The sequence below is a fragment of the Actinophytocola sp. KF-1 genome (genome assembly GCF_054661535.1).
Map to the genome: position 1 here is coordinate 120,505 of NZ_BAAFVK010000015.1, position 21,964 is coordinate 142,468.

21 protein-coding genes are annotated in these 21,964 nt (G+C 70.1%); 15 read left to right on the top strand and 6 right to left on the bottom strand.

Annotated elements, in window-relative coordinates; translation table 11 throughout:
• The first annotated feature begins 73 nt into the window (after positions 1–73).
• The gene (locus ACYQ77_RS37105; protein ID WP_459720323.1) at positions 74–919 is read left to right on the top strand and encodes a class I SAM-dependent methyltransferase; all 846 of its coding nucleotides are present in this window, start codon (positions 74–76) and stop codon (positions 917–919) included.
• Here the strand turns inward: ACYQ77_RS37105 and efeB are convergent.
• Genes efeB through efeU form a run of 3 tightly spaced genes read right to left on the bottom strand, consistent with a single transcriptional unit; the run spans position 912 to position 4,170 of the window.
• Positions 912–2,177, bottom strand: a complete 1,266-nt coding sequence (efeB, locus tag ACYQ77_RS37110) for an iron uptake transporter deferrochelatase/peroxidase subunit (protein WP_459720326.1) — start codon at positions 2,175–2,177, stop codon at positions 912–914. The genes ACYQ77_RS37105 and efeB overlap by 8 nt on opposite strands.
• Positions 2,174–3,313, bottom strand: coding sequence for an iron uptake system protein EfeO (gene efeO, locus ACYQ77_RS37115; protein WP_459720329.1), 1,140 nt, complete (start codon positions 3,311–3,313; stop codon positions 2,174–2,176). Before efeO ends, efeB begins: the two co-directional genes overlap by 4 nt.
• On the bottom strand, positions 3,310–4,170 hold the full coding sequence (gene efeU / locus ACYQ77_RS37120; RefSeq protein WP_459720332.1) for an iron uptake transporter permease EfeU: 861 nt from the start codon (positions 4,168–4,170) through the stop codon (positions 3,310–3,312). The genes efeO and efeU overlap by 4 nt, the downstream gene beginning before the upstream one ends.
• A 222-nt stretch (positions 4,171–4,392) precedes the next feature.
• On the opposite strand from efeU, the gene ACYQ77_RS37125 reads away from it, so the two are divergent.
• A complete protein-coding gene (locus ACYQ77_RS37125; protein ID WP_459720335.1) occupies positions 4,393–5,214 on the top strand; it encodes a lytic transglycosylase domain-containing protein in 822 nt (273 codons plus the stop codon).
• Here the strand turns inward: ACYQ77_RS37125 and ACYQ77_RS37130 are convergent.
• Complete coding sequence (locus ACYQ77_RS37130) at positions 5,211–5,597, bottom strand: tetratricopeptide repeat protein (RefSeq protein ID WP_459720338.1); 387 nt, start codon at positions 5,595–5,597, stop codon at positions 5,211–5,213. The two genes, ACYQ77_RS37125 and ACYQ77_RS37130, sit on opposite strands and share 4 nt — an antisense overlap.
• A 159-nt stretch (positions 5,598–5,756) precedes the next feature.
• Between ACYQ77_RS37130 and eno the strand changes: the two genes are divergently transcribed.
• The 4 genes from eno (at position 5,757) to ACYQ77_RS37150 (ending at position 9,586) form a co-directional block, all read left to right on the top strand.
• Complete coding sequence (gene eno, locus ACYQ77_RS37135; RefSeq protein ID WP_459720341.1) at positions 5,757–7,043, top strand: phosphopyruvate hydratase; 1,287 nt, start codon at positions 5,757–5,759, stop codon at positions 7,041–7,043.
• 7 nt (positions 7,044–7,050) lie between these two features.
• Entirely contained in the window at positions 7,051–7,569 is a 519-nt protein-coding gene (locus tag ACYQ77_RS37140) for an FtsB family cell division protein (protein ID WP_459720344.1), read from the top strand.
• Positions 7,566–8,042: a DUF501 domain-containing protein gene (locus tag ACYQ77_RS37145; RefSeq protein ID WP_459720347.1), complete on the top strand. Its 477-nt coding sequence runs from the start codon at positions 7,566–7,568 to the stop codon at positions 8,040–8,042. The genes ACYQ77_RS37140 and ACYQ77_RS37145 overlap by 4 nt, the downstream gene beginning before the upstream one ends.
• Positions 8,043–8,359: 317 nt before the next feature.
• On the top strand, positions 8,360–9,586 hold the full coding sequence (locus ACYQ77_RS37150; protein ID WP_459720350.1) for a lytic transglycosylase domain-containing protein: 1,227 nt from the start codon (positions 8,360–8,362) through the stop codon (positions 9,584–9,586).
• A gap of 97 nt (positions 9,587–9,683) precedes the next feature.
• Here ACYQ77_RS37150 and ACYQ77_RS37155 read toward each other — a convergent pair whose 3' ends face one another.
• A complete protein-coding gene (locus ACYQ77_RS37155; RefSeq protein ID WP_459720353.1) occupies positions 9,684–10,448 on the bottom strand; it encodes an SDR family oxidoreductase in 765 nt (254 codons plus the stop codon).
• A gap of 74 nt (positions 10,449–10,522) precedes the next feature.
• Between ACYQ77_RS37155 and ACYQ77_RS37160 the strand changes: the two genes are divergently transcribed.
• From ACYQ77_RS37160 to ACYQ77_RS37190, 7 genes are all read left to right on the top strand, one after another.
• A complete protein-coding gene (locus ACYQ77_RS37160) occupies positions 10,523–11,467 on the top strand; it encodes a Ppx/GppA phosphatase family protein (protein WP_459720356.1) in 945 nt (314 codons plus the stop codon).
• Positions 11,468–11,691: 224 nt separating this feature from the next.
• Positions 11,692–13,326, top strand: coding sequence for a peptide ABC transporter substrate-binding protein (locus ACYQ77_RS37165; RefSeq protein ID WP_459720359.1), 1,635 nt, complete (start codon positions 11,692–11,694; stop codon positions 13,324–13,326).
• Between the two features lie 70 nt (positions 13,327–13,396).
• Positions 13,397–14,323: an ABC transporter permease gene (locus ACYQ77_RS37170; protein WP_459720362.1), complete on the top strand. Its 927-nt coding sequence runs from the start codon at positions 13,397–13,399 to the stop codon at positions 14,321–14,323.
• Positions 14,316–15,278, top strand: a complete 963-nt coding sequence (locus ACYQ77_RS37175; protein WP_459720363.1) for an ABC transporter permease — start codon at positions 14,316–14,318, stop codon at positions 15,276–15,278. The genes ACYQ77_RS37170 and ACYQ77_RS37175 overlap by 8 nt, the downstream gene beginning before the upstream one ends.
• Before the next feature lie 29 nt (positions 15,279–15,307).
• Positions 15,308–16,297 carry an ABC transporter ATP-binding protein gene (locus ACYQ77_RS37180; RefSeq protein WP_459720626.1) on the top strand — a complete coding sequence of 330 codons (990 nt, stop codon included), beginning with the start codon at positions 15,308–15,310 and terminating at the stop codon, positions 16,295–16,297.
• Positions 16,290–17,321 (top strand): ABC transporter ATP-binding protein, encoded by a 1,032-nt coding sequence (locus ACYQ77_RS37185; RefSeq protein WP_459720365.1) that lies wholly within the window; start codon positions 16,290–16,292, stop codon positions 17,319–17,321. The genes ACYQ77_RS37180 and ACYQ77_RS37185 overlap by 8 nt, the downstream gene beginning before the upstream one ends.
• Positions 17,322–17,351: 30 nt before the next feature.
• A complete protein-coding gene (locus ACYQ77_RS37190) occupies positions 17,352–19,067 on the top strand; it encodes a S8 family peptidase (protein ID WP_459720368.1) in 1,716 nt (571 codons plus the stop codon).
• Positions 19,068–19,265: 198 nt separating this feature from the next.
• Here the strand turns inward: ACYQ77_RS37190 and ACYQ77_RS37195 are convergent, their stop codons facing one another.
• On the bottom strand, positions 19,266–20,729 hold the full coding sequence (locus ACYQ77_RS37195; protein WP_459720371.1) for a S10 family peptidase: 1,464 nt from the start codon (positions 20,727–20,729) through the stop codon (positions 19,266–19,268).
• A gap of 23 nt (positions 20,730–20,752) precedes the next feature.
• Here ACYQ77_RS37195 and ACYQ77_RS37200 point away from each other — a divergent pair, with 23 nt between their 5' ends.
• Positions 20,753–21,451, top strand: coding sequence for a uracil-DNA glycosylase (locus tag ACYQ77_RS37200; protein ID WP_459720374.1), 699 nt, complete (start codon positions 20,753–20,755; stop codon positions 21,449–21,451).
• A complete protein-coding gene (locus ACYQ77_RS37205; RefSeq protein WP_459720377.1) occupies positions 21,448–21,924 on the top strand; it encodes an HAD domain-containing protein in 477 nt (158 codons plus the stop codon). Before ACYQ77_RS37200 ends, ACYQ77_RS37205 begins: the two co-directional genes overlap by 4 nt.
• The last annotated feature ends 40 nt before the right edge of the window (positions 21,925–21,964 follow it).

Consider the following 21,964-nt stretch of genomic DNA (forward strand, 5'->3'; position numbering starts at 1 on the left):
CTCTGGGTTGTTCTCGCTTGATTCCTACTTGCGTCGGTGGACATGAGTCTTCTTCGTGTGGCTGTATGGCTCTGTGCGTGGGTTCGAGCCTCGGGTCGAGGAGATGATGCTGGCCAACCAGGCCAACTGGGATCAGCGGACGCCGATCCACCTCGCCAGTTCGTTCTACGGGGTGGACGGGTCGCGGCCGGCTGAGTCGTGGTTCGCCGAGTACGAGTGGGGGGACCTCGGGGAGTTGGACGGGGTCGACCTGCTGCACCTGCAGTGCCACCTCGGGGTGGAGACCATCGCGCTTGCGCGGCGGGGGGCTCGGGTCGTCGGGCTGGACATCTCCGGGGAGTCCGTCGTGCAGGCGCGGTCCGTGGCGGCTCGGCACGGCGTGGACATCGAGTACGTGCAGGGGAACGTGTACGACGCCCTCGACGTGCTCGGGGGCCGCACCTTTGACCGGATCTACACGGGCAAGGGAGCCCTGTGCTACCTGCCGGACCTCGACCTGTGGGCGGACGTGGTCAGCCGGCTGTTGCGGCCCGGAGGCACCTTCTACGTCGTCGAGTTCCACCCGCTGCTGTACTCGCTCGGGGTGGTGCCGCCTGCTGACGGCTCACAGGAGCTGCTGTTGCGCGACGACTTCCTGTCCGGGCGCGGGGCCGAGGAGCGGGACGCCACCTACACGTACACCGACGGGCCGCCGCTCACCGAGGCGCGGGTCGCCTACGAGTGGCGGCACGAGGTCGCCGCCGTCGTCAACGCGTTGATCGGGGCGGGGCTGGTGATCGAGCGGCTGCGGGAGACGTCGAAACTGCCGTGGCCGCGCTGGGAGGGCATGGTGCAGGACGACGACGGGTGGTTCCGGCTGCCTGACGACGCACCCCGGATCCCGCTCCTGTACGCGGTGTCGGCGCGCCGGCCTACGTGAACAGCGTCTCGCCCCAGTAGCCGTCCTTCGGCACGCCCGGCGGGACCGCGAACAGGCCCGAACCCGTGTGTTCCAGGTACTCCATCATGCTGTCCTTCGCCGACAGCGCCTTCTGCATCGGCACGAACTGCTTGCGGGAGTCCCTGTTGAAGCACACGAAGAAGAGGCCCGCGTCGAGGTGGCCGAGGCCGTCGGTGCCGTCGGTGAAGTTGTAGCCGCGGCGCAGGATGCGGACACCGTTCAACGACTCCGGGGACGCGAGGCGGATGTGGGCGTCCTCCTTGATCACCGGGACCCCGCCCGCACCTCTGACGTGCAGGTCCGGCTCGTCGAACTCCGCTACCTGACCCAGCGGTGCACCGGTGCCCTTCGTGCGGCCGACGATCTGCTCCTGCTCGACGAGCGGGGTGCGGTCCCAGATCTCGATGTGCATGCGGATGCGGCGGGCCACGAGATAGGTCCCGTCCACCATCCAGTCCGGGCCGTCGCCCCGCGCGACCCAGACGTGCTCCGCCAGGGCCTCGGTCTCCTCGGCCTTCAGGTTCCGCGTGCCGTCCTTGAAACCGAACAGGTTCCTCGGCGTCGCCTGCGCCGTCGACGTCGACGACGTGCGGCCGAAACCGAGCTGCGACCAGCGCACCGCCACCTTGCCGAAGCCCAGCCGGACCAGGTTGCGGATCGCGTGCACCGCCACCTGCGGGTCGTTCGCGCAGGCCTGGATGCAGATGTCGCCGTCGGACCGGGCCGGGTCCAGGTCGTCCTGCGGGAACCTCGGCAGGGGCGCCAGTGCCGGCGGCAGCCTGTCGGCCAGGCCGAAGCGGTCGTCGAACAGGGACGCGCCGAACCCGATGGTGAGGGTCAGCGCCGACGCCGGCAGGTCCAGTGCCTCACCGGTGTCCGCCGGGGCCGCCTCCGGGAGGCCGCCGACCGCACCGTCGGGCTTGGCCTCCAGGCCCTGCGTCATGCGTTCCGCCGCCCTGGTCCAGTCCTTCAGCAGCTCCACCAGCTCGGCGCGGTCGCTGGTGCGCACGTCCAGGGCCACGAAGTGCATCCGGTCCTGGGCCGGGGTGACGATCCCGGCCTGGTGGCGGCCGTGGAACGGCACGGCCTCGGCCGCGTGCGACGCGTTGGTCACCGGGTCGTCGGACAGCGCCCGCGACGTGAACGCGCCCGCGGCGGCACCGGCGCCCGCGGCCGCCGCGCCCGCGCCGACGACGCCGAGCAGCTTGCGCCTCGAAAGCCTCGCCTGCCCGGTCACTGGCCCGCCACCACCTCTGCCACCTGGCTGATCGGCTCACCGAGCGCGTCCACGGCCTCCGCCATCTCCTTGATGTCGGCCTGCGTCAGCTCCGTGTAGAGCTTGAAGCCGTCGCCCTTGCGGTGCTTCTCCAGCACGGCGTCGACGGCGGCGAAGCGGTCGTCCAGCGTCGTGAGCAGCGCAGGCTCACGTTCCTCGATCACCGGGCGCAGCGCGGCGATCGCCGCCTGGGAGCCGTCCACGTTCGAGCGGAAGTCCCACAGGTCGGTGTGCGAGTAGCGGTCCTCCTCGCCGGTGATCTTGCCGGTGGCGACCTCGTCCAGCAGCTCCTTCGCGCCGTTCGCGAGCTGCAGCGGGGTCAGCTCGACCGTCTTCGCGCGCGACGCCAGGTCCTCGATGTCCGACTGCAGCTGGTCGGCGATCGCGCCGGAGTCCGGCTGCAGGCCGGTGGTCCACAGGTCCTTCTCGAGGCGGTGGTAGCCGGTGAACGCCATGCCCTCCTCGATGACGTCCTCGCGGCCGTCGATCTTCGGGTCGATGTCGCCGAAGCTCTCGGCCACCGGCTCGATGCGCTCCCAATAGATCCGCGACACCGGGAACAGGGCCTTGGCCTTCGCGACGTCGCCCGCCTTGACGGCGGTGGTGAACTCCTTCGTCTTGTCGACCAGCGCGACGACCTGCGAGTTCACGTACCGCTGGTAGTTCTTGGTGGCGTCGGCGAGCTTCTCGTCGGTGTCGACCGCCTTCTTCGCGTCACCGGTCACGGTGAACTCGCTGCGGATGCCCTTGCCCTGCATGCCCGGCTTGCACGCGGTCTGGTACTTGCCGGACTCGGACACCTCGACGATCAGCCGCCGCGTCAGGCCGGGGGTGATGTTCTCGACCTCGCCCATGATCCGGTCGCCCTCGGCGTACAGGTAGAACTCGGTGACCCGGCTGCCGTCGTTGGTCACCTCGAAGGTGATGGTGCCCGCGTCGGCGGACGTGCGGGCCACCTCGCAGGCCGAGTCGTTCGCCTTGACGGCGATGGCGCCGCCCGCCTCCTCGGACGGGGTGGCCGTGCCGCAGGCGGCGAGCGCGACGGCGGCGAACGCACCGACGCCGGCGAGCGCGGCGCGGGTGTTGGTCGGGATCACAGGTGCTCCTTGACGGGAACCGGGGTGGAGGTGGGGGCGGCCGCGGGCTTGACCTGCTTGCGCGGCCACAGGAAGACGGTCAGGACGACCGCCACGTACAGGGCCCACACGACGGCCTGCAGCACCGTGGTCTGGGCGGAGTAGTTGAAGAGGCCCTTGAGCAGCGCGCCGTACCAGGAGTCCTCCGGCATCGGGCCGGACAGGTCGAACGCGAGCGTGTCCAGGCCCGGCAGCACACGGGCTTCCTGCAGGTCGTGCAGGCCGTAACCGAGGATGCCCGCCGCGACGAACACCAGCAGCACGCCGGTCCACGTGAAGAACTTGGCCATGTTGAACTTGATCGCGCCGCGGTAGATCAGCCAGCCGAGCACGATGGCGACGGCGATGCCGACGACGAAGCCGATCAGCGGCTGGTGGGTGCCGCGCTCGGCGGTGCGGACGTTCGCGTAGAAGAACGCCATCGTCTCCAGGCCCTCGCGGCCGACCGCGAGCAGCGCCATCACGGCGACGGCGACCGGCCCGATCGCGAGCGCGTCGGACAGCTTGCCGCGCAGCTCCTTCGCGATCGTGCGTGCCGTCGCCCGCATCCAGAAGATCATCCAGGTCACGAACCCGACCGCGATGATCGACAGCGAACCGCCGACGATCTCCTGCTGCTCGAACGGCAGCTCGCCGATCGTGTACGCGATCGCGGTGCCGATGCCCACGCAGATCAGCAGGGCCGCCGCGACGCCGCCCCACACCCACTTCAGGGCGGACCGCTGGTCCGACTTGACGAGGAAGGCGATGAGAATGCTGACCACCAGGGCTGCTTCGAGACCTTCGCGCAGTCCGATCAGCGCGCTGCTGAACAGCACGGCTTCCTCCCATTGGTATGCCTAACCTTGCTGAAGATAGGTAAGGCTTCCCTGCAAAGTCCAGCGGCAGCGGCGCGCTGCAACCGAAACGCGTTCAGCGCTGCCTGGAATAGGGTGTTTGTCCAGCTCAGGCAACGGATTTGCGGGTCGAAACCGGACGATTCGCGACCCTTTTCGGCCGGGTGAGCCACACCACGTCGCCGGGATACGTAGCCTGAGGTCGTGGCATCTCCCGTTCCGACGATCGACCGCCCCACGCCGGAGCCCCCACCTCGCCGCCGGCTGGGCTGGGTGATCCTGGTGGTCGCCGCGTTGGTGGCGGGCGTGACGGTCGTCGTGGTCGGCCTCGACCGGTTGTCCGGCTCGCCGCCCGCGCCCACCCAGCCGCCCCCCGGTTTCGAGGTGCCGGAGCTCAACGCGGCGCCCGGCGCCACGGTGCCGACCGCGACCGCGGTCGCGAAGGGCCGGGGCACCGAGAACATCGAGGCGTGGGCGGAGCGGCTGTCGGAGAAGACCGAGATCCCGGCACGCAGCCTCGTCGCGTACGCGCGCGCCGAGGTCGCCATCCGGGCGAGCGACCCCGACTGCAAGATCAACTGGGCGACGCTCGCCGGCGTCGGCCGGGTCGAGTCGCACCACGGGCGCTACAACGGCACCAGCATCGGCGACGACGGCAGGTTGACGCCGCCGATCATCGGCATCCCGCTCGACGGCTCGCCAGGCGTGCGGGCCATCGCCGACACCGACGGCGGCCGCCTCGACGGCGACACCACGTGGGACCGCGCGGTCGGCGCCATGCAGTTCCTGCCGACGACGTGGGCGCGCTGGGGCGTGCGCGCGAACGGCGACGGCGCCGCGCCCGACCCGCAGGACATCGACGACGCCGCGCTGTCGGCGGCGGGCTACCTGTGCGCGTCCGGCGGCGACCTGTCCAGCGCGGAGGGCTGGTGGCGGGCCGTGCTCACCTACAACGAGTCGGTCGCCTACGGCCGGAACGTGTTCGACGGCGCGGACGCCTACGCCCGGGCCGCCGCCAAGCTCTAACGGTCGCGTTCGACCGACAGCCGGGCGCTGACCTCGCCGAGGGCTTCCTGGTAGGCGGGGTCGGGGTGCATGGCGACCGCGAGCCGCAGCTGCGTCTGCGCCTCGGCCAGCCTGCTCATCCGCTGCAGCGTCTTGCCCAGCGCGAACAACGCGTAGTGGTCGGTCGGGTCCAGCTCGATGACGCGGCGGAACGCCTGCTCGGCGCGGCGGAGCTGCGCGGAGATGAGGTAGGCGCGGCCGGCCAGCAGGTGCACGGACGACTTGTCCGGTTCCGCGTCGAGCACCGGTTCGAGCGCTGCCAGGGCGTCCAGGGGCCGGCGTTGCGCCACCAGCGACTCTGCGCGGCGGAACGCCTCGAAATAGCCCTGGGCGTCGGGAGTCATGGTGGGCACAACGCTACCCCCGGGTGGGGTGTTCCGCGAAGATCCACGCGGGTGATCACGCTCCGTTCACCCCCGCGATGCGCGTGCCTCCAACGGGGGAAACCAGGGGCTGGGTACTCTCGTGTCGAGTCATCCCTGAACCGGTTGAGGAGCAAGCACGTGGCGGTAATCGAGCAGGTCGGCGCGCGGGAGATCCTGGACTCGCGTGGTAACCCGACCGTCGAGGTTGAGGTCGCTCTCGACGACGGCACGCTGGCCCGCGCGGCGGTGCCGTCGGGTGCGTCCACGGGTGAGCACGAGGCCGTCGAGCTGCGCGACGGGGATGCGAAGCGCTACTCCGGCAAGGGCGTGGAGAAGGCCGTCGCGGCGGTGCTCGACGAGATCGGCCCGGAGCTCTCCGGTGTCGACGCCGTGGACCAGCGGATCGTCGACCAGAAGCTGGTGGACCTGGACGGCACCCCGGACAAGTCGCGGCTGGGCGCGAACGCCATCCTCGGCGTCTCCCTCGCCGTGGCGAAGGCGGCCGCGGAGTCCAGCGGCCTGGAGCTGTTCCGCTACATCGGCGGCCCGAACGCGCACGTGCTGCCCGTCCCGATGCTGAACATCCTCAACGGTGGCGCGCACGCCGACACCGACGTGGACATCCAGGAGTTCATGATCGCGCCGATCGGCGCCGAGTCCTTCCGCGAGGCCCTGCGCTGGGGCGCGGAGGTCTACCACTCGCTGAAGTCGGTGCTCAAGGGTCGCGGCCTCGCCACCGGCCTGGGTGACGAGGGCGGGTTCGCGCCGTCGCTGTCGTCCAACCGCGAGGCGCTCGACCTGATCGTCGAGGCCATCGAGAAGGCGGGCTACAAGCTGGGCTCGCAGGTCGCGCTGGCCCTGGACGTGGCGGCGACCGAGTTCTACTCGGACGGCGCCTACGTGTTCGAGGGCACCAAGCGCAGCGCCGAGCAGATGAGCGCCTACTACGCGGAGCTGCTGGGCTCCTACCCGCTCGTGTCGATCGAGGACCCGCTGTCCGAGGACGACTGGGACGGCTGGGTGCGGCTGACCGACGAGATCGGCGAGCGCGTGCAGATCGTCGGCGACGACCTGTTCGTCACCAACCCGGAGCGGCTCGAGGAGGGCATCGCCCGCCGCGCGGCCAACGCGCTGCTGGTGAAGGTCAACCAGATCGGCACGCTGTCGGAGACGCTGGACGCGGTCAACCTGGCCACCTCCTACGGCTACCGCAGCATGATGAGCCACCGGTCCGGCGAGACCGAGGACACCACGATCGCGGACCTGGCCGTCGCCACCGGCGTCGGGCAGATCAAGTCGGGCGCCCCCGCCCGCGGCGAGCGCACCGCCAAGTACAACCAGCTGCTGCGCATCGAGGAGATCCTCGGTGACGCGGCCCGCTACGCGGGCGACCTCGCTTTCCCCAGGTACAACCCGGAGAGCTGAGGTCCCCATGGCCGACGAGCCCGGACGGGACACCGAACGGCGGCGCACCACCGGTGGCCGGCGCCCGCAGAGCGTGCGCAGGCCACGGGACGGCAGGCCGAAGCGTCCGGTGTCCCCCGGGCGCACGGCCCGCAGCAGGACCGTGCGCGCGGCGGCCACGTTCGGGCTCTCCACCACGCGCCGGGCGGCGGTCTTCGCGATCGTGTTCTGCGCGCTGGCGCTGTCGGTGGCGGTGCCGCTGCGCACCTACCTCAGCCAGCGCGACGACGTGGCGCGGCAGGAGCAGCTGCAGGCCGAGCTGCGCGCGCAGGTCGACAAGCTCGAGGCGCGCAAGGCCGAGCTGGACGACCCGGCGCAGGTCGAGGCGGAGGCCCGGCGGCGGCTGCGGTACGTGATGCCGGGGGAGACGCCGTACATCGTCGAACTGCCGGAGGGCCAGGCAGAAGGCGCCAAGGAACCGGACAAGGGCAAGGTGAAGGAAGCGTCGTGGTACCAGCTGCTGTGGAACGCGGTGTCGGGGGAATGACGGTCAGCGAAGCCGACCGCGCCGCCGTCGCCGCACAGTTGGGCAGGCCGCCACGGGCCATCCGGGCAGTCGTGCACCGCTGCCCGAGCGGGCATCCGGCCGTGATCCAGACCAGCCCCCGGCTCGAGGACGGCACGCCGTTCCCCACGCTCTACTACCTGACGTGCCCGCGCCTGACGTCGCTCACGAGCACGATCGAGGCGAGCGGGCTCATGAAGGAGATGACCGCGCGGCTCGCCGAGGACGAGGAGCTGGCCGCCGCCTACCTCGCCGCGCACGAGTCGTACCTGGCGGAGCGGAACGCCATCGAACCGCTGGGCACCGACGTCAGCGCGGGTGGCATGCCGGGGCGGGTCAAGTGCCTGCACGTCCACGTCGCGCACGCCCTGGCGGTCGGCCCCGGGGTCAACCCGTTCGGCGACGAGACCGTCGAGCTGCTCAAGAAGGACTGGCCCGCGGGCGATTGCCTGTGACCCGGATTCCGGGTAACTGGTAACTGGCAAGTTTCGTCAAGAAGTACCCACGCGTACCCGAAAGGGCAACCAGGAGGCCCTATATCGACGTCGAGGATGCGGAAGGTTACGACTTGACCGTCCACTGACCCCTTTCTTGTGATGATGGATCGTGAGACGGTGTCATGCGGAACACAGGCTGCGACGGACGGCGACCTGTCCGTCGAGCTCGGCGAAGGGGTTCGGTACTGGTGAGCGCGCGGAACGGAAAAGCAGCTGAGCGGCGGCTGCGGAGACGGCGCAGAAAGATCGCGGCGGCGACCAGCACGGTGTTGCTGGTGGCAGCGGCGGTGGCGGGTGAACCGATCAGTCTGGCCAGCACTCCCATCCAGGTCGCGGGTGGGGTCGGCGACGGGCTGAACGGCATGACCGATCCCGGCTCGGTGAGCGCCTCCGGCGACGTCGCCGTGGACGACGAGATCGGTGCCGACCTGCTCGACGGCGTCGACGACGAGGACACGGTCTTCCACCTCGGCCGGGACGTGCCCGCCGGCCTGCACCGCATCAGCGGCACGATGCTCGGGGCGTACATGCGGGCGGCGGAGACCCTCGCGTCGACCCAGCCCGACTGCAACCTGCACTGGTCGCTGCTCGCCGGCATCGGCAAGATCGAGTCGAACCACGCGCGTGGCGGCATGCTCGACGCCGAGGGCAACACCGTGCCGCACATCCTCGGCCCGGTGCTGAACGGCGGCGGCTTCGCCGCGATCGCCGACACCGACGGCGGCGCCTACGACGGCGACGCCCGCTGGGACCGCGCGGTCGGTGCGATGCAGTTCATCCCGTCGACGTGGGCGGGGTACGCGGCGGACGGCAACGGCGACGGCGTGCGCAGCCCGCACAACGTCTTCGACGCGACGGTCGCGGCGGGCAAGTACCTGTGCTCCGGCGGCTTGGACCTGTCGAAGCCGCAGGACCGGGCGACCGCGGTGTTCCGCTACAACCACTCGAACAGCTACGTGGCCACGGTGCTCGCCTGGGCCGACGCGTACGCGCGCGGGGTCGACCCGATGGCAGGCGACCCGGTGCTCCCGGACACGGACGCGTTCGCGATGGGCCCGCCGTCGATCGGCAACACGCCGCCGAAGCAGACGCCGTCGACGAACGCGCCGAAGCCGCCGACGTCGGGCACCACGAGCACGCGGACCTCGACGCCGACGACCACGCCGACGACCACCAGGCCGCCGTGCGGCACCACCACGTCGCCGACGTCCACGACGACGCCGCCGACCTCGACGTCTACCACCACGACCACCACGACGACGTCGCCCACCTGCACAGCGACCCGGCCGCCGACTTCCACCTCGCTCCCGAGCTCGGGGTCGAGCTGGAGCAGCGCGCCCAGCGGGACCTCGCCCGACGGCGGCCCGTCGTCGTCGAGCCCGGTGGACAGCAGCTCGTCGTCCGCGCTGAGCAGCAGCAGCTCCTCGTCCTCCGCCGCGGGGGACAGCAGCTCGTCGAGCGACTCGGTCACTTCGACCGAGGAAGCGGTGCCCAGCACCTGACAGCGACACCTATATATAAGGAAGGGCGCGCCCGGCTCTCCGGGCGCGCCCTTCCTCATCTCCGGGGTGCGCGCTGCACTGTATATAGGGGCTGTCGTCAGGCGGTCTTGTCCATGCCGCCGTCGACCACGTAGTCGGCTCCCGTGATCCAGGCCGCGCGGTCCGACGCGAGGTACGCGACGAGGTCCGCGACCTCCCGCGGTTCGCCGACCCGGCCCGCCGTGATGGCCATCGTCTCCGGCAGCACCTTGTCCATCACCTCCTCGGCGGTCGTGCCGAGCTGCGCGGCGAACACGTGCGCGAAGCCCTGCTCGCCGGTCCACATCGGCGTGCGGACCGGGCCGGGGGAGACCGTGTTGACGCGGATCCTCGGCGCCAGCTCCTCCGACAGCATCGTGCCGAGGTTGGTGAGCGCCGCCTTCGCCGCGCTGTAGGGGGCGATCATGCCCGCGGGGAACCGGGCGTTCAGCGAGCTGATGTTCACGATCGACCCGCCGTCGCGCATGTGCGGGACCGCCGCGCGGATCGTGCGGACGGCCGAGAAGAACGTCGCGTCGAAGACCCGCTGCCACGACTCGTCGCTGAACGCGAGCACGGAGGCGCCCGGTTCGCTCACGCCGACGTTGTTCACCATCACGTCGATGCCGCTGAACAACTCCATCGCGGCGCTGACCAGGGCGGCCGGTCCGTCCGACGTGGACAGGTCCACCGGGACCACCGTCACCCCGTCGATGTCGGCGGCCGAACGGGCCCCGGCGACCACCGACATGCCTTCTGCCGCAAGCGTTTGCGCGATGGCGAGCCCGATGCCCTTCGTACCGCCCGTGACCAGGGCGGTCCTGCCCTTCAGGTTGAGATCCATGGCACCAAGACTCGCGGGTTCCCGCAGGCAGTGCTGGCGGGAAGACGACCTGGCGTTCCACCTAGGCTTGCGGCATGGCACGAGTAGCGGCGATCGACTGCGGAACCAACTCCATCCGGCTGCTGGTCGCGGACCTGACCGAGCACGACGACGGGACCGTGCACCTGCGTGACGTGCACCGCGAGATGCGGATCGTCCGGCTGGGCGAGGGCGTGGACGCGACGAAGCGGTTGTCGGACGCCGCCATCGGCCGCACCAGGGACGCACTCGCCGACTACACGCGGATCTGCGCGCGCAAGGGCGTGGAGCGGGCCCGCATGGTCGCGACCTCCGCCACCCGCGACGCGACCAACCGCGCCGAGTTCTTCGCCATGACCAAGGAACTCCTCGGTGTGGAGGCGGAGGTCATCTCCGGCGACGAGGAGGCGCGGCTGTCGTTCACCGGCGCGGTCGGCGACCTCGACCCGGCCGACGGGCCGTTCCTGGTCACCGATCTCGGTGGTGGCTCGACGGAACTGGTCGTCGGCACGTGGGACGGGAAGCGCGCGGACATCGCCGGAGCCATGTCGGTCGACGTCGGCTGCGTGCGCATCACCGAGCGCTGCCTGCACGAAGACCCGCCCACAGCAGGGGAAATCGCGGCCGCGCGGGCCTTCGCGGCCGAGGCGCTGCAGCCCGCGTTGGACGCCGTGCCGGTCGCGGACGCCCGGACCTGGGTCGGGGTGGCGGGCACCATCACCACGCTTTCGGCTGTCGCACAGGGACTTCCGGAGTACGACTCCGAACGCACGCACCTGTCCCGCCTTTCGCGCGACGAGATCAGCCGAACGGCCCAGCGGCTTCTCGCTGCCACGAAAGAAGAGCGCGCGGCGAACCCGGTCATCCACCCCGGCCGCGTCGACGTGATCGGCGGCGGCGCGCTCATCACCGCCGTGCTCGCGGACAAACTCCCTGGTGTGCGCGAACTTCTGGTCTCCGAACACGACATCCTCGACGGGATCGCACTTTCCTTGCGGTGACGGGACGAGCATCCGGGTGACGCCACCCGGATGGCGCAGTCCCGGTCGCTCGCCGTCACCGCGCCGCTCCGCAGCGTCCAGTTTGGCGTCAGGAACGGACGATTGTGATTTCTTTGTGACTCAGGTGCGCCTGGGCCGGGCAACTCCGGGCCGTTAACGTCCTCTCACATTCCGGGAGGATGGCCAGGTTTGGAGGAGGAACCCCCATGCGTAGACCGCGCTGGTTGACAGCCGGAGCGATTCCGATTGCGGCCGCGCTCGCCCTCGCGAGCTGCGGCAGCGGTGGCGAGGAGGAGCCCGGCGCGGGCGGTGGTGACCCGGCGAAGAACGAGTCGACGGAGGTCACCGTCTTCGGCACGGAGCCGGAACGGCCGCTGGTCCCAGGGGACACGAGCGAGACCGGCGGCGGCAAGATCGTCGACGCGTTGTTCACCGGCCTGATGGACTACGACCCGGTCTCCGGGCAGCCGCGCGAGGCCAACGCCGAGTCGTTCGAGCTGACCGCGCCGGACGAGTACACCGTCAAGCTCAAGAAGGACTGGACGTTCCACGACGGGACGCCGGTCACCGCGGACAGCTACATCAACGCCTGGAACTACACGGCGTACGGCCCGAACGCGCAGCAGCACGCGACGTTCTTCACGCAGATCCAGGGCTTCGAGGACGTCTGGACGCCGGACCCCGACGGCCCGGAGGGCCCGAAGCAGGCCGCGAAGCCGAAGACGGACAAGCTCTCCGGTCTGACCAAGGTCAGCGACTACGAGTTCAAGATCAAGTTCACCAAGCCGCACGCGATCTTCAAGGACAAGACCGGGTACTCGGCGTTCATGCCGCTGCCGGACTCGTTCTTCAAGGACCCGGAGGCGTGGAAGAAGAACCCGATCGGCAACGGTGGCTGGAAGTACGTCGCCCGCGTGCCCGACCAGGAACTGCAGGTCGAGCGCTACGACGACTACAAGGGCGCGGACAAGCCGAAGATCAAGAAGGTGAAGTTCGTCTTCACCGACTCCGACGCGGCCTACACCCAGATCAAGGGCAACCAGCTCGACTTCCTCGACACCGCGCCGCCGCAGGCGATCGCGGGCAACGTCTGGGAGACCGACCTGCCCGGCCGCGCCAAGGCCTACCCGGTCATGGCGATCCAGGCGATCGCGTTCCCGTTGTACGACAAGAAGTTCCAGAGCGCCGACTTCCGGCACGCGATCTCGATGGCGATCGACCGCGAGCAGGTCACGAAGACGATCTTCGAGGGCAACCGCCAGCCGATCAAGGGCTACGCCATGGACAAGGTGCCGGGCTACGAGGACGGCGCCTGCGGCAAGTGGTGTGAGTACAATCCGGAGGAGGCCAAGAAGCTCTTCCAGAAGTCGGGCTACACCGGTCCCATCGAGCTCACCAGCAACGCCGACGGTGGGCACAAGGAGTGGATCGAGGCCGTCTGCGGTCAGATCGAGGCCTCGCTCGGCACCGAGTGCACCTTCGAGCCGGTCCAGGAGTTCGGCCAGATCCGCGACAAGATCAACGCCCGGCAGATGACCCAGATCTACCGGTCGGGCTGGCTCGCGGACTACCCGCTGGTCGAGAACTTCCTGAACCCGATCTTCCGCACGGGTGGTTCCTCGAACGACAACGACTACTCCAACCCCGAGGTGGACGCCAAGCTCGCCGCCGCCGACTCCGCGGAGACGACGGAGGAGGCCTACCGGCTCTACCACGAGGCGGAGGAGCTGATCGCCGAGGACATGCCGGTCGTCCCGCTGTGGAACACCCCGTCGATCGCGTGCTGGTCGGAGCGCCTGACCAACGTGCGGCTGACCCCGAAGCGTGAACTGGACCTCTCGTACGTCGAGGTCAAGTAACCGCTGGCAGCACAAGTGGGCCGGCATCCCGTCCGGATGCCGGCCCACTCGGGGGTTCGAGGGAGATGACATGGGACGCTACGTCCTCCGCCGTCTGCTGCAACTGATCCCGGTCTTCATCGGGACCACGTTCCTGATCTACTTTCTGGTGTGGGCAGTGCCGGGTGACCCGTTCACCGGCATGTGCGGCGAACGGCCGTGCCCACCGCAGTTCGTCGCGGCGATGACCGAGAAGTACAACCTCGACGACAACGTCGTCGTGCAGTACCTGAAGTACATGGGAGCGCTGCTCACCGGTGACTTCGGGCAGACCTACGCCGAGCAGCCCATCGGCGAGATGATCGCGAACGCGGCGCCGGTGTCGCTGCGGCTCGCGGTGGTCGCGGTGGCCATCGAGGCCATCATCGGCATCAGCGCGGGCATCCTGACCGGCCTGCGCGGCCGCGGGTTCCTGGACAACCTGGTGCTGGTGTCGACGCTGTTCCTGATCGCGATCCCCACGTTCGTCACGGGTTTCGTGATCCAGATCGTGCTCGGCTTCCAGCTGGAGATCCTCACGCCGACCGTCTCGTCCAAGGCGACGTGGGGTGAGCTGCTCATCCCCGGGTTCGTGCTCGGCAGCCTGTCCATGGCGTACGTGTCGCGGCTGACCCGTGCGTCGATCGCGGAGAACAGACGCGCCGACTTCATGCGCACCGCACTCGCCAAGGGGCAGCCGCAACGCCGCATCGTGGGCATCCACCTGCTGCGCAACTCGGCGATCCCGGTGATCACGTTCCTCGGCACGGACATCGGCAACCTGATGGGCGGCGCGATCGTCACCGAGGGCATCTTCGGCATCCACGGTGTCGGCCGCCTCGTGTTCGACGGCATCCTCGACAAGCAGGGCGCCATCGTGGTCGGCGTCGTCGTGCTGCTGGTGCTGGTCTTCCTGCTGGTGAACCTGTTCATCGACCTCCTGTACGCCGTTCTCGACCCGAGGATCCGCTATGACTGACCCGACGACGGCGGCCGTGGGGACGGCCGCGGACCAGGGTGTCTCGGCCTACGTCACGGCGCCCGAACACCAGACCGGCGAGCCCGGCAAGCCACGCAGCCTGTGGTCGGACGCCTGGCGGGACCTGCGCCGCAGGCCGCTGTTCATCATCTCGGGCGCGGTCATCCTGCTGCTGGTCGTGGTCGCCGTCTTCCCCGGCTGGTTCACCTCGGTGGACCCCGGCCACAAGGACCTCGACTTCTCGCGGCAGCCACCGTCCGGGGACGCGTGGTTCGGCTACGACCTGCAGGGCCGCGACGTGTTCGCCCGCGTGGTGTACGGCACCCGCTGGACGTTGCTCGTCGGCGTCGCGGCGAGCGTGCTGACCGTGCTGCTCGGCGGGTTCTTCGGCATCCTCGCCGGCTACTTCGGCGGCTGGGTGGACAGCCTGCTGTCCCGCCTCGGGGAGATCTTCTTCGGGCTGCCGTTCGTGCTCGGCGCGATCGTGATCCTGAACCTGGTGCGCAACGCGGAGGTCCGCGGCGCGGTGCCGATCGTCGCCGCGGTGGTGGCGTCGATCGCCGTGCTGTCGTGGCCGGTCGCGATGCGGATCATGCGCTCGGCGGCGATCGCGACGAAACAGCAGGACTACGTGAAGGCCGCGCGTGCGCTCGGCGCGGCGCCGTCGCGGATCATCTTCAAGCACCTGCTGCCGAACTGCCTCGCGCCCGTGCTCGTGTACGGCACGATCGCGCTCGGCGCCTTCATCGGCGCCGAGGCCACGCTGTCGTTCCTGGGCATCGGCCTGCGCGACCCCGCGGTGTCGTGGGGCGTGATGATCTCCGACGCCCGCAACTACGTCCGCGTGGCGCCGCACATGCTGTTGTTCCCGGCGGGCTTCCTGACCGCGACCGTCCTGGCGTTCGTGATGCTGGGCGACGCGGTGCGCGAGGCCCTCGACCCGAAGCTGAGGTGACCGTGACGGATACCTACGAACCGGGCACGGTGCCGGACGGCCCGCTGCTCGAGGTCGAGGACCTGTTCGTCGAGTTCCGCACGCGGGACGGCGTCGCCAAGGTGCTCAACGGCGTCAGCTACCACGTCGACGCCGGCGAGACGCTCGCGGTGCTGGGCGAGTCCGGGTCCGGCAAGAGCGTGACCGCGCAGGCGATCATGGGCATCCTCGACATGCCGCCCGCGGTGGTCACCGGCGGCGAGATCCGCTTCCACGGCGAGAACCTGCTCGCCGTGAACGACGAGCGGCGCAACGACGTGCGCGCCGAGGGCATCGCGATCATCTTCCAGGACGCGCTGTCCGCGCTGAACCCCGTCTACACGGTGGGGTTCCAGATCGAGGAGCAGCTGCGGGTGCGCCTCGGGATGTCCCGCAAGGACGCCCGGGCCCGCGCCATCGAGCTGCTCGACCTGGTGCGCATCCCCAACGCGGCGCGGCGGGTGCGGCAGTACCCGCACGAGTTCTCCGGCGGCATGCGGCAGCGCGCGATGATCGCCATGTCGCTCGCGCTGGACCCGGAGGTGCTGATCGCGGACGAGCCGACCACCGCGCTCGACGTCACCGTGCAGGCCCAGATCATGGACCTGCTCAAGGAGATCCAGGTCGAGCGCAAGATGGGGCTCATCCTCATCACGCACGACCTCGGTGTGGTGGCGGAGGTCGCGGACCGGATCGCGGTGATGTACGCGGGCCGGATCGTGGAGCACGCGGACGCGGTGTCGCTGTACCGCAACCCGGGGCACCCGTACACGGCCGCGCTCATGGACTCGCTGCCGAGGCTCGACCAGAAGGGCTCGACGCTCAACACGATCAAGGGCCTGCCGCCGAGCCTGCTCGCCATCCCGCCGGGCTGCCCGTTCCACCCGCGCTGTCCGCGCGCGGAAGCGGTCTGCTCGGTCGACGTGCCGCCCGACCACAAGCTGGGCTTCGGGCGCACCTCGAAGTGCCATTTCGCGGAGGAGCTGGTGAGCCGTGTCTGAGCGGAGCTTGCGGGGCGAGACGTCGGGCACCGAGCCGATCCTCGAGGTCCGCGACCTGGTCAAGCACTTCCCGGTGCGGGTCGGCGTGCTGTTCAAGCACACCGTCGGGCAGGTGCGCGCGGTCGACGGCGTCTCGTTCGACCTGCACAAGGGCGAGACGCTGGGCGTGGTCGGCGAGTCCGGCTGCGGCAAGTCGACGCTCGCGCAGGTGCTGATGCGGCTCGAGCCGCCGACCAGCGGCACGGCCAGGTTCAACGGCCGGGACATCTTCGCCATGCGCGGCAACGAGCTGCGCAAGCTGCGGCGCAGCATCCAGATCGTGCTGCAGGACCCGTACACGTCGCTGAACCCGCGCATGACCGTCGGCGACATCGTCGGTGAGCCGTTCGAAATTCACCCGGAAGTGGCGCCGAAAGGGTCGCGGGCGGGCAAGGTGCGGGAGCTGCTCGACGTGGTCGGGCTCAACCCGGAGCACATCAACCGGTACCCCCACCAGTTCTCCGGCGGGCAGCGGCAGCGCATCGGCATCGCCCGCGCGCTGGCGCTGCGGCCGGACGTGATCATCTGCGACGAGCCGGTGTCCGCGCTGGACGTGTCCATCCAGGCGCAGGTGATGAACCTGTTGGGAGACCTGCAGTCCGAGTTCGGGCTGTCCTATGTGTTCATCGCGCACGACCTGTCGGTGGTGCGGCACCTCTCGGACCGGGTGGCGGTGATGTACCTCGGCAAGGTCGTCGAGATCGGCACCGAGGAACAGATCTACAACCACCCCATGCACCCGTACACACAGGCGCTGCTGTCGGCGGTGCCGGTGGCCGATCCGACCGTGCGCGGGCAGCGACAGGTCATCCGCCTTGAGGGTGACGTGCCGAGCCCGGTCGATCCGCCATCCGGGTGTCGTTTCAGGACCAGGTGCTGGAAGGCGCAGGAGATCTGCGCGGAAGAGGTACCTGAACTGGTGCCACGCGCCGGGGGGCATCCGAGCGCGTGTCACTTCGCTGAGGAAAGATCGGTCGTGCCCTGAGCGGGTACGTGATCGGCGAGGAGGAAGTGCGTGAAACGGAAGTTGGTCCTCGCGGCGCTGCCGGTGGTGCTCGGTGCGGCGGTCGTCGCCGCGCCCGCCACGGCCGCGGCGCAGCCGGAGCTGTCCGGCAAGACCGTCGAGTACAACGTGCTCGCGGCCGACGGCGTCGCTGTGCGCCTGGCGGAACGCGCGGTCGAGAAGGCGGGCGGTGACGTCACCCGCAGCAACGCGGCGGCCGGCCTGCTCACCGTCACCGCGCCCGAGAACGGGTTCACCGAGCGGCTGCGCTCGGTGCGGGAGGTGCTGTACGCGAGCCGGTCCGTCGCGATCGGACACTCGCCGCAAGGGCGCAAGGTCAAGGTCGACCAGGACGCGATCGAGAAGGAGAACCGGGGGCAGGGCCGCCACGGCAAGCGCAAGGCCGCGCCCGTCGGCATGGACCCGCTCGACGGGCAGCTGTGGGGCCTCACGTCCGTGCGCTCGGACCTCGCGCGCACCGAGCAGCCCGGTGACCGCCGGGTGAAGGTCGGCGTGCTCGACACCGGTGTGGACGGTTCGCACCCGGACATCGCGCCGAACTTCGACGCGAAGCTGTCCCGCAACTTCACCCACGACATCCCGGTCGACGAGAACGGCAACGTCGTCGACGGGCCGTGCGAGTTCGCGGGCTGTGTCGACCCGGCGAACTGGGACGACGGCGGCCACGGCACCCACGTGGCGGGCACCATCGCCGCCGCGGCCAACGGTTTCGGCGTCTCGGGTGTCGCGCCGAACGTGTCCATCGTGAACATCCGCGGTGGGCAGGACTCGGGCTCGTTCTTCCTGCAGCCGGTGGTCGACGCGATCACCTACGCCGGTGACGCCGGGCTCGACGTGGTGAACATGTCGTTCTTCGTCGACCCGTGGCTGTACAACTGCCAGGCCAACCCGGCGGACACGCCGGAGCAGCAGGCGCAGCAGCGGACCATCACCACGGCGATGACCCGCGCGCTGAACTACGCGCACCGCAAGGGTGTCACCCAGGTGGTGTCGCTCGGGAACCAGCACGAGGACAACGGCGACCCGCACGACGACCTGTCGAGCCCGAACTTCCCGGTCGGCACCAACCACCCGCGCGACATCGACAACGCGACGTGCAAGGTGCTGCCGATCGAGGGCCCGCACACGATCGGCGTGTCGGCGTACGGCCCGTCGATGGCGAAGGCGGACTACTCGAGCTACGGCCTCGAGCAGATCTCGGTGTCCGCGCCGGGCGGCTGGTTCCGCGACTACTTCGGCACGCCGAAGTTCCGCACCAACGAGAACATGATCCTGTCGACCTACCCGAAGAACGTGGGCATCGACGAGGGCAACATCGACCCGGCGACGGGCGAGATCACGCCGGACGGTGTCGACGCGGGTGTGCAGAAGCAGTGCCGCGGCGACGTCTGCGGGTACTACCAGTTCCTGCAGGGCACGTCGATGGCGTCCCCGCACGCCACCGGTGTGGCGGCGCTGATCGTGTCCGAGTACGGCAAGTTCCGCGGCGGCAAGGCGTCGATGGACCCGGACGACGTGCAGCGCGTGCTCGAGGAGACCGCGTTCGAGCGCCCGTGCCCGACCCCGCGCACGGTCGACTACCTCGACGAGGGCCGCGACGCCTCCTACACGGCCACCTGCGAGGGTGACCTGGAGTTCAACGGCTTCTACGGCCACGGCAACGTGGACGCGTGGGCCGCGGTCACCCTGGGTGGCAAGTTCCTGTAAGTCTCACCGACGAACGGCCGCCGCGTCCAGGACGCGGCGGCCGTTCCCATGTGGACTCCCCGCACCCGCCCCCCGAACACCGCGAGTCACGCTCGCACGCATACCGAGTTGCACGTTTCGTGCAGATCCCGAGGCCACGGGCATGCACGAAACCGACAACTCGATGTGCGCGAGAGCGCGACTCGCGAGGGGCCGGGGTCAGCGGTTGGACGCCGTGCGGATGAACTCCGCGATGTCGTTCGACTGCTTGAGCCGGGACGGTTCGTGGGCGTACATCATGTGGCCCGCCTCGTAGTACGCCACCTCGATGTTGGCGCGCAGCTCGGCGGGCAACTGCAGGTGGGCCAGCACGTGCTCGGTCGCGAAGTACGGTGTCGCGCCGTCGTGGTAGCCCGACGCCACGTGCACCTTGAGGTACGGGTTGGCCCGCATCGCGGCGCCGAGCTTGTCGGTCACCGTCACGTGGGAGTTCTCGAACTCCTTGTACGACCACGCCTCGTGCGTGGAGTGGCTCAGCACCTCGTACGGGAGGTCGTTCGGGTACTCCAGCTCCGTGCGCACGTAGTGGTTGAACGCGGCCGTGTACGCACCCGTCAACGCGGTGAACGACGGGTCGTCCTCCCAGTGCTCGCGGCCGTAGTCCGGGTCCCAGCCGGTGAACCGGCCGTCGAGCCTGCCGACGACCTGGCGGCGGTTGCGCAGCAACTCGGTGTAGAAGCGGACGTGCTCGACGCGCATGTCGACGCGGTCGACGTAGTCCTCGGAAAGCCCGGTCAGCGCGGCGAAGCGGGCGACCGTCGTCGCGCGGTCCTCTTCGGACAGACGGCTGCCCTGCGCCAGCGCCCACGGGTAGTCGCGGTGCGCGAACTCCTCCGCGTCGGCGAGCACGTCGGCGAGCGTGCGGTCGCCGTGCAGGCCGTGGTAGTGCGCGATCGCGGCGTACGTCGGCAGGAACGTCACGTACGGCAGGTCGTTGCCGGTGGTGAAGTCCAGCGAACCGAAGTCCAGCACGGCGGAGATGAGGATGAGCCCGTTGAGGTACATCCCGTGCCGCTGCTGCAGGTGCTGCGCCAGCCCACCCGCACGGGTCGTGCCGTACGACTCACCGGCGACGAACTTCGGCGACAGCCAGCGGCCGTTGCGGGTCGTCCACAGGCGGATCACCTCGCCGACGGACTCGATGTCGGCCTCGAAACCGTGGTGGTCGGCCGGTTTCTCGCTCTTGGTGGCCCGCGAGTAGCCGGTGCCGACCGGGTCGATGAACACCAGGTCGCTGTGCTCCAGCAGCGACTCGGCGTTGTCGGTCAGCCCGTACGGCGGCGGCTCGAGCGCGCCGGCGTCCCCGGAGACCACGCGGCGCGGGCCGAACAGGCCCAGGTGCAGCCAGACGCTGGACGAGCCGGGCCCGCCGTTGAACGCGAACGTCACCGGCCGGGTGGCGGGGTCGGCGTCGTCCAGGGTGTACGCGGTGAGGAACACCTCGGCCTTGGGCAGGTGCCCGTCGAACTTGCCGTCGGTGAGCACCTCCTTGCGCAGCACGACGCGGCCCGTCGTGGCCGTGTAGTCGAGCTTGCCGCGGCCGGTGGACAGCGTGTGCGAAGTGGTGACGAGGTCGTCGGACGGTTCCGGCGGAGTGCGCTCCTCGTCCTGAGTGTCTGCCATGGCCGCACCCTACGCTGGACGCCGTGCCCGATCTCGCCGATTTGGATCACCGCGTCACCACCTGCCGCCGGTGCCCGCGCCTCGTCGCGTGGCGCGAGGAGGTGGCCCGCGTGAAGCGCGCGTCCTTCGCGGACTGGGACTACTGGGGCCGCCCGGTCCCCGGCTTCGGCCCGGCGGACGCGTCGATCGCGATCGTCGGTCTCGCGCCCGCGGCCCACGGCGCCAACCGCACGGGCCGCATGTTCACCGGTGACCGATCGGGTGACGTCCTCTACGCCGCGCTGCACGCGGTGGGCCTCGCGTCCCAGCCGACGTCGACGCACATCGACGACGGGCTGGAGCTGTACGGGGTGCGGATCACGGCGCCGGTGAAGTGCGCGCCGCCGGAGAACAAGCCGACCCCGGCCGAGCGCGACAACTGCAGGCCGTGGCTCGCCGAGGAGCTGTCGCTGCTGGCGCCGACGCTGCGGGTGATCGTGGTGCTGGGCGCGTTCGGGTGGCAGGCGCTGCTGCCGGTGCTGTCCGCGGCCGGCTGGCACATCCCGGTGCCGAGGCCGAAGTTCGGGCACGGGGTGAGGGTGCCGTTGGAGGGGCCCGCGCCGCTCACGCTGCTGGGCTGCTACCACGTCAGCCAGCAGAACACGTTCACCGGCAAGCTCACCCCGGCGATGGTGGAAGCCGTCCTGACAGCGGCGAAGGAGATCGCGGCCGGGGAACCGTGAGCGGTCTGCTGTTCCTCGACATCGACGGGGTGCTGAACCCGTGGGCGGCGGCCCGGTGCCCGCCGGGGTACGTCGAGCACCGGTGGCGGCGCAGGAAGGCCTGGCTGTCGGCGGCGCACGGGCCCGCGCTCCGCGCGCTCGCGGAGCGGACCGGGTTCGAGCTGGTCTGGGCGACCAGCTGGGGTGACGACGCGAACCGCCTGGTGGGCGCCGCCATCGGGTTGCCGGCGCTGCCGGTCGTGACCTTCGCCGGGCCGCACGCCGACACCGGGGCCGAGTGGAAGTTCGCCGCCGTCGGGCGGTTCGCCTACGGGCGGGCGCTGGCCTGGTTCGACGACGACTTCGCGTTGCGGGCCGGTGCGCGGGAGCGGTTCCTGGCGCGGCGGGACCTGCCCACGCTGCTCGTGCCCGTCGACCCGGTGGTGGGGCTGACCGCCGCGCACCTCGACGCCGTCGCTGGGTGGCGGCCGTAGGTATCGATCCGAACAAGGGCGGTTCCCGGGGTCGTGCCGG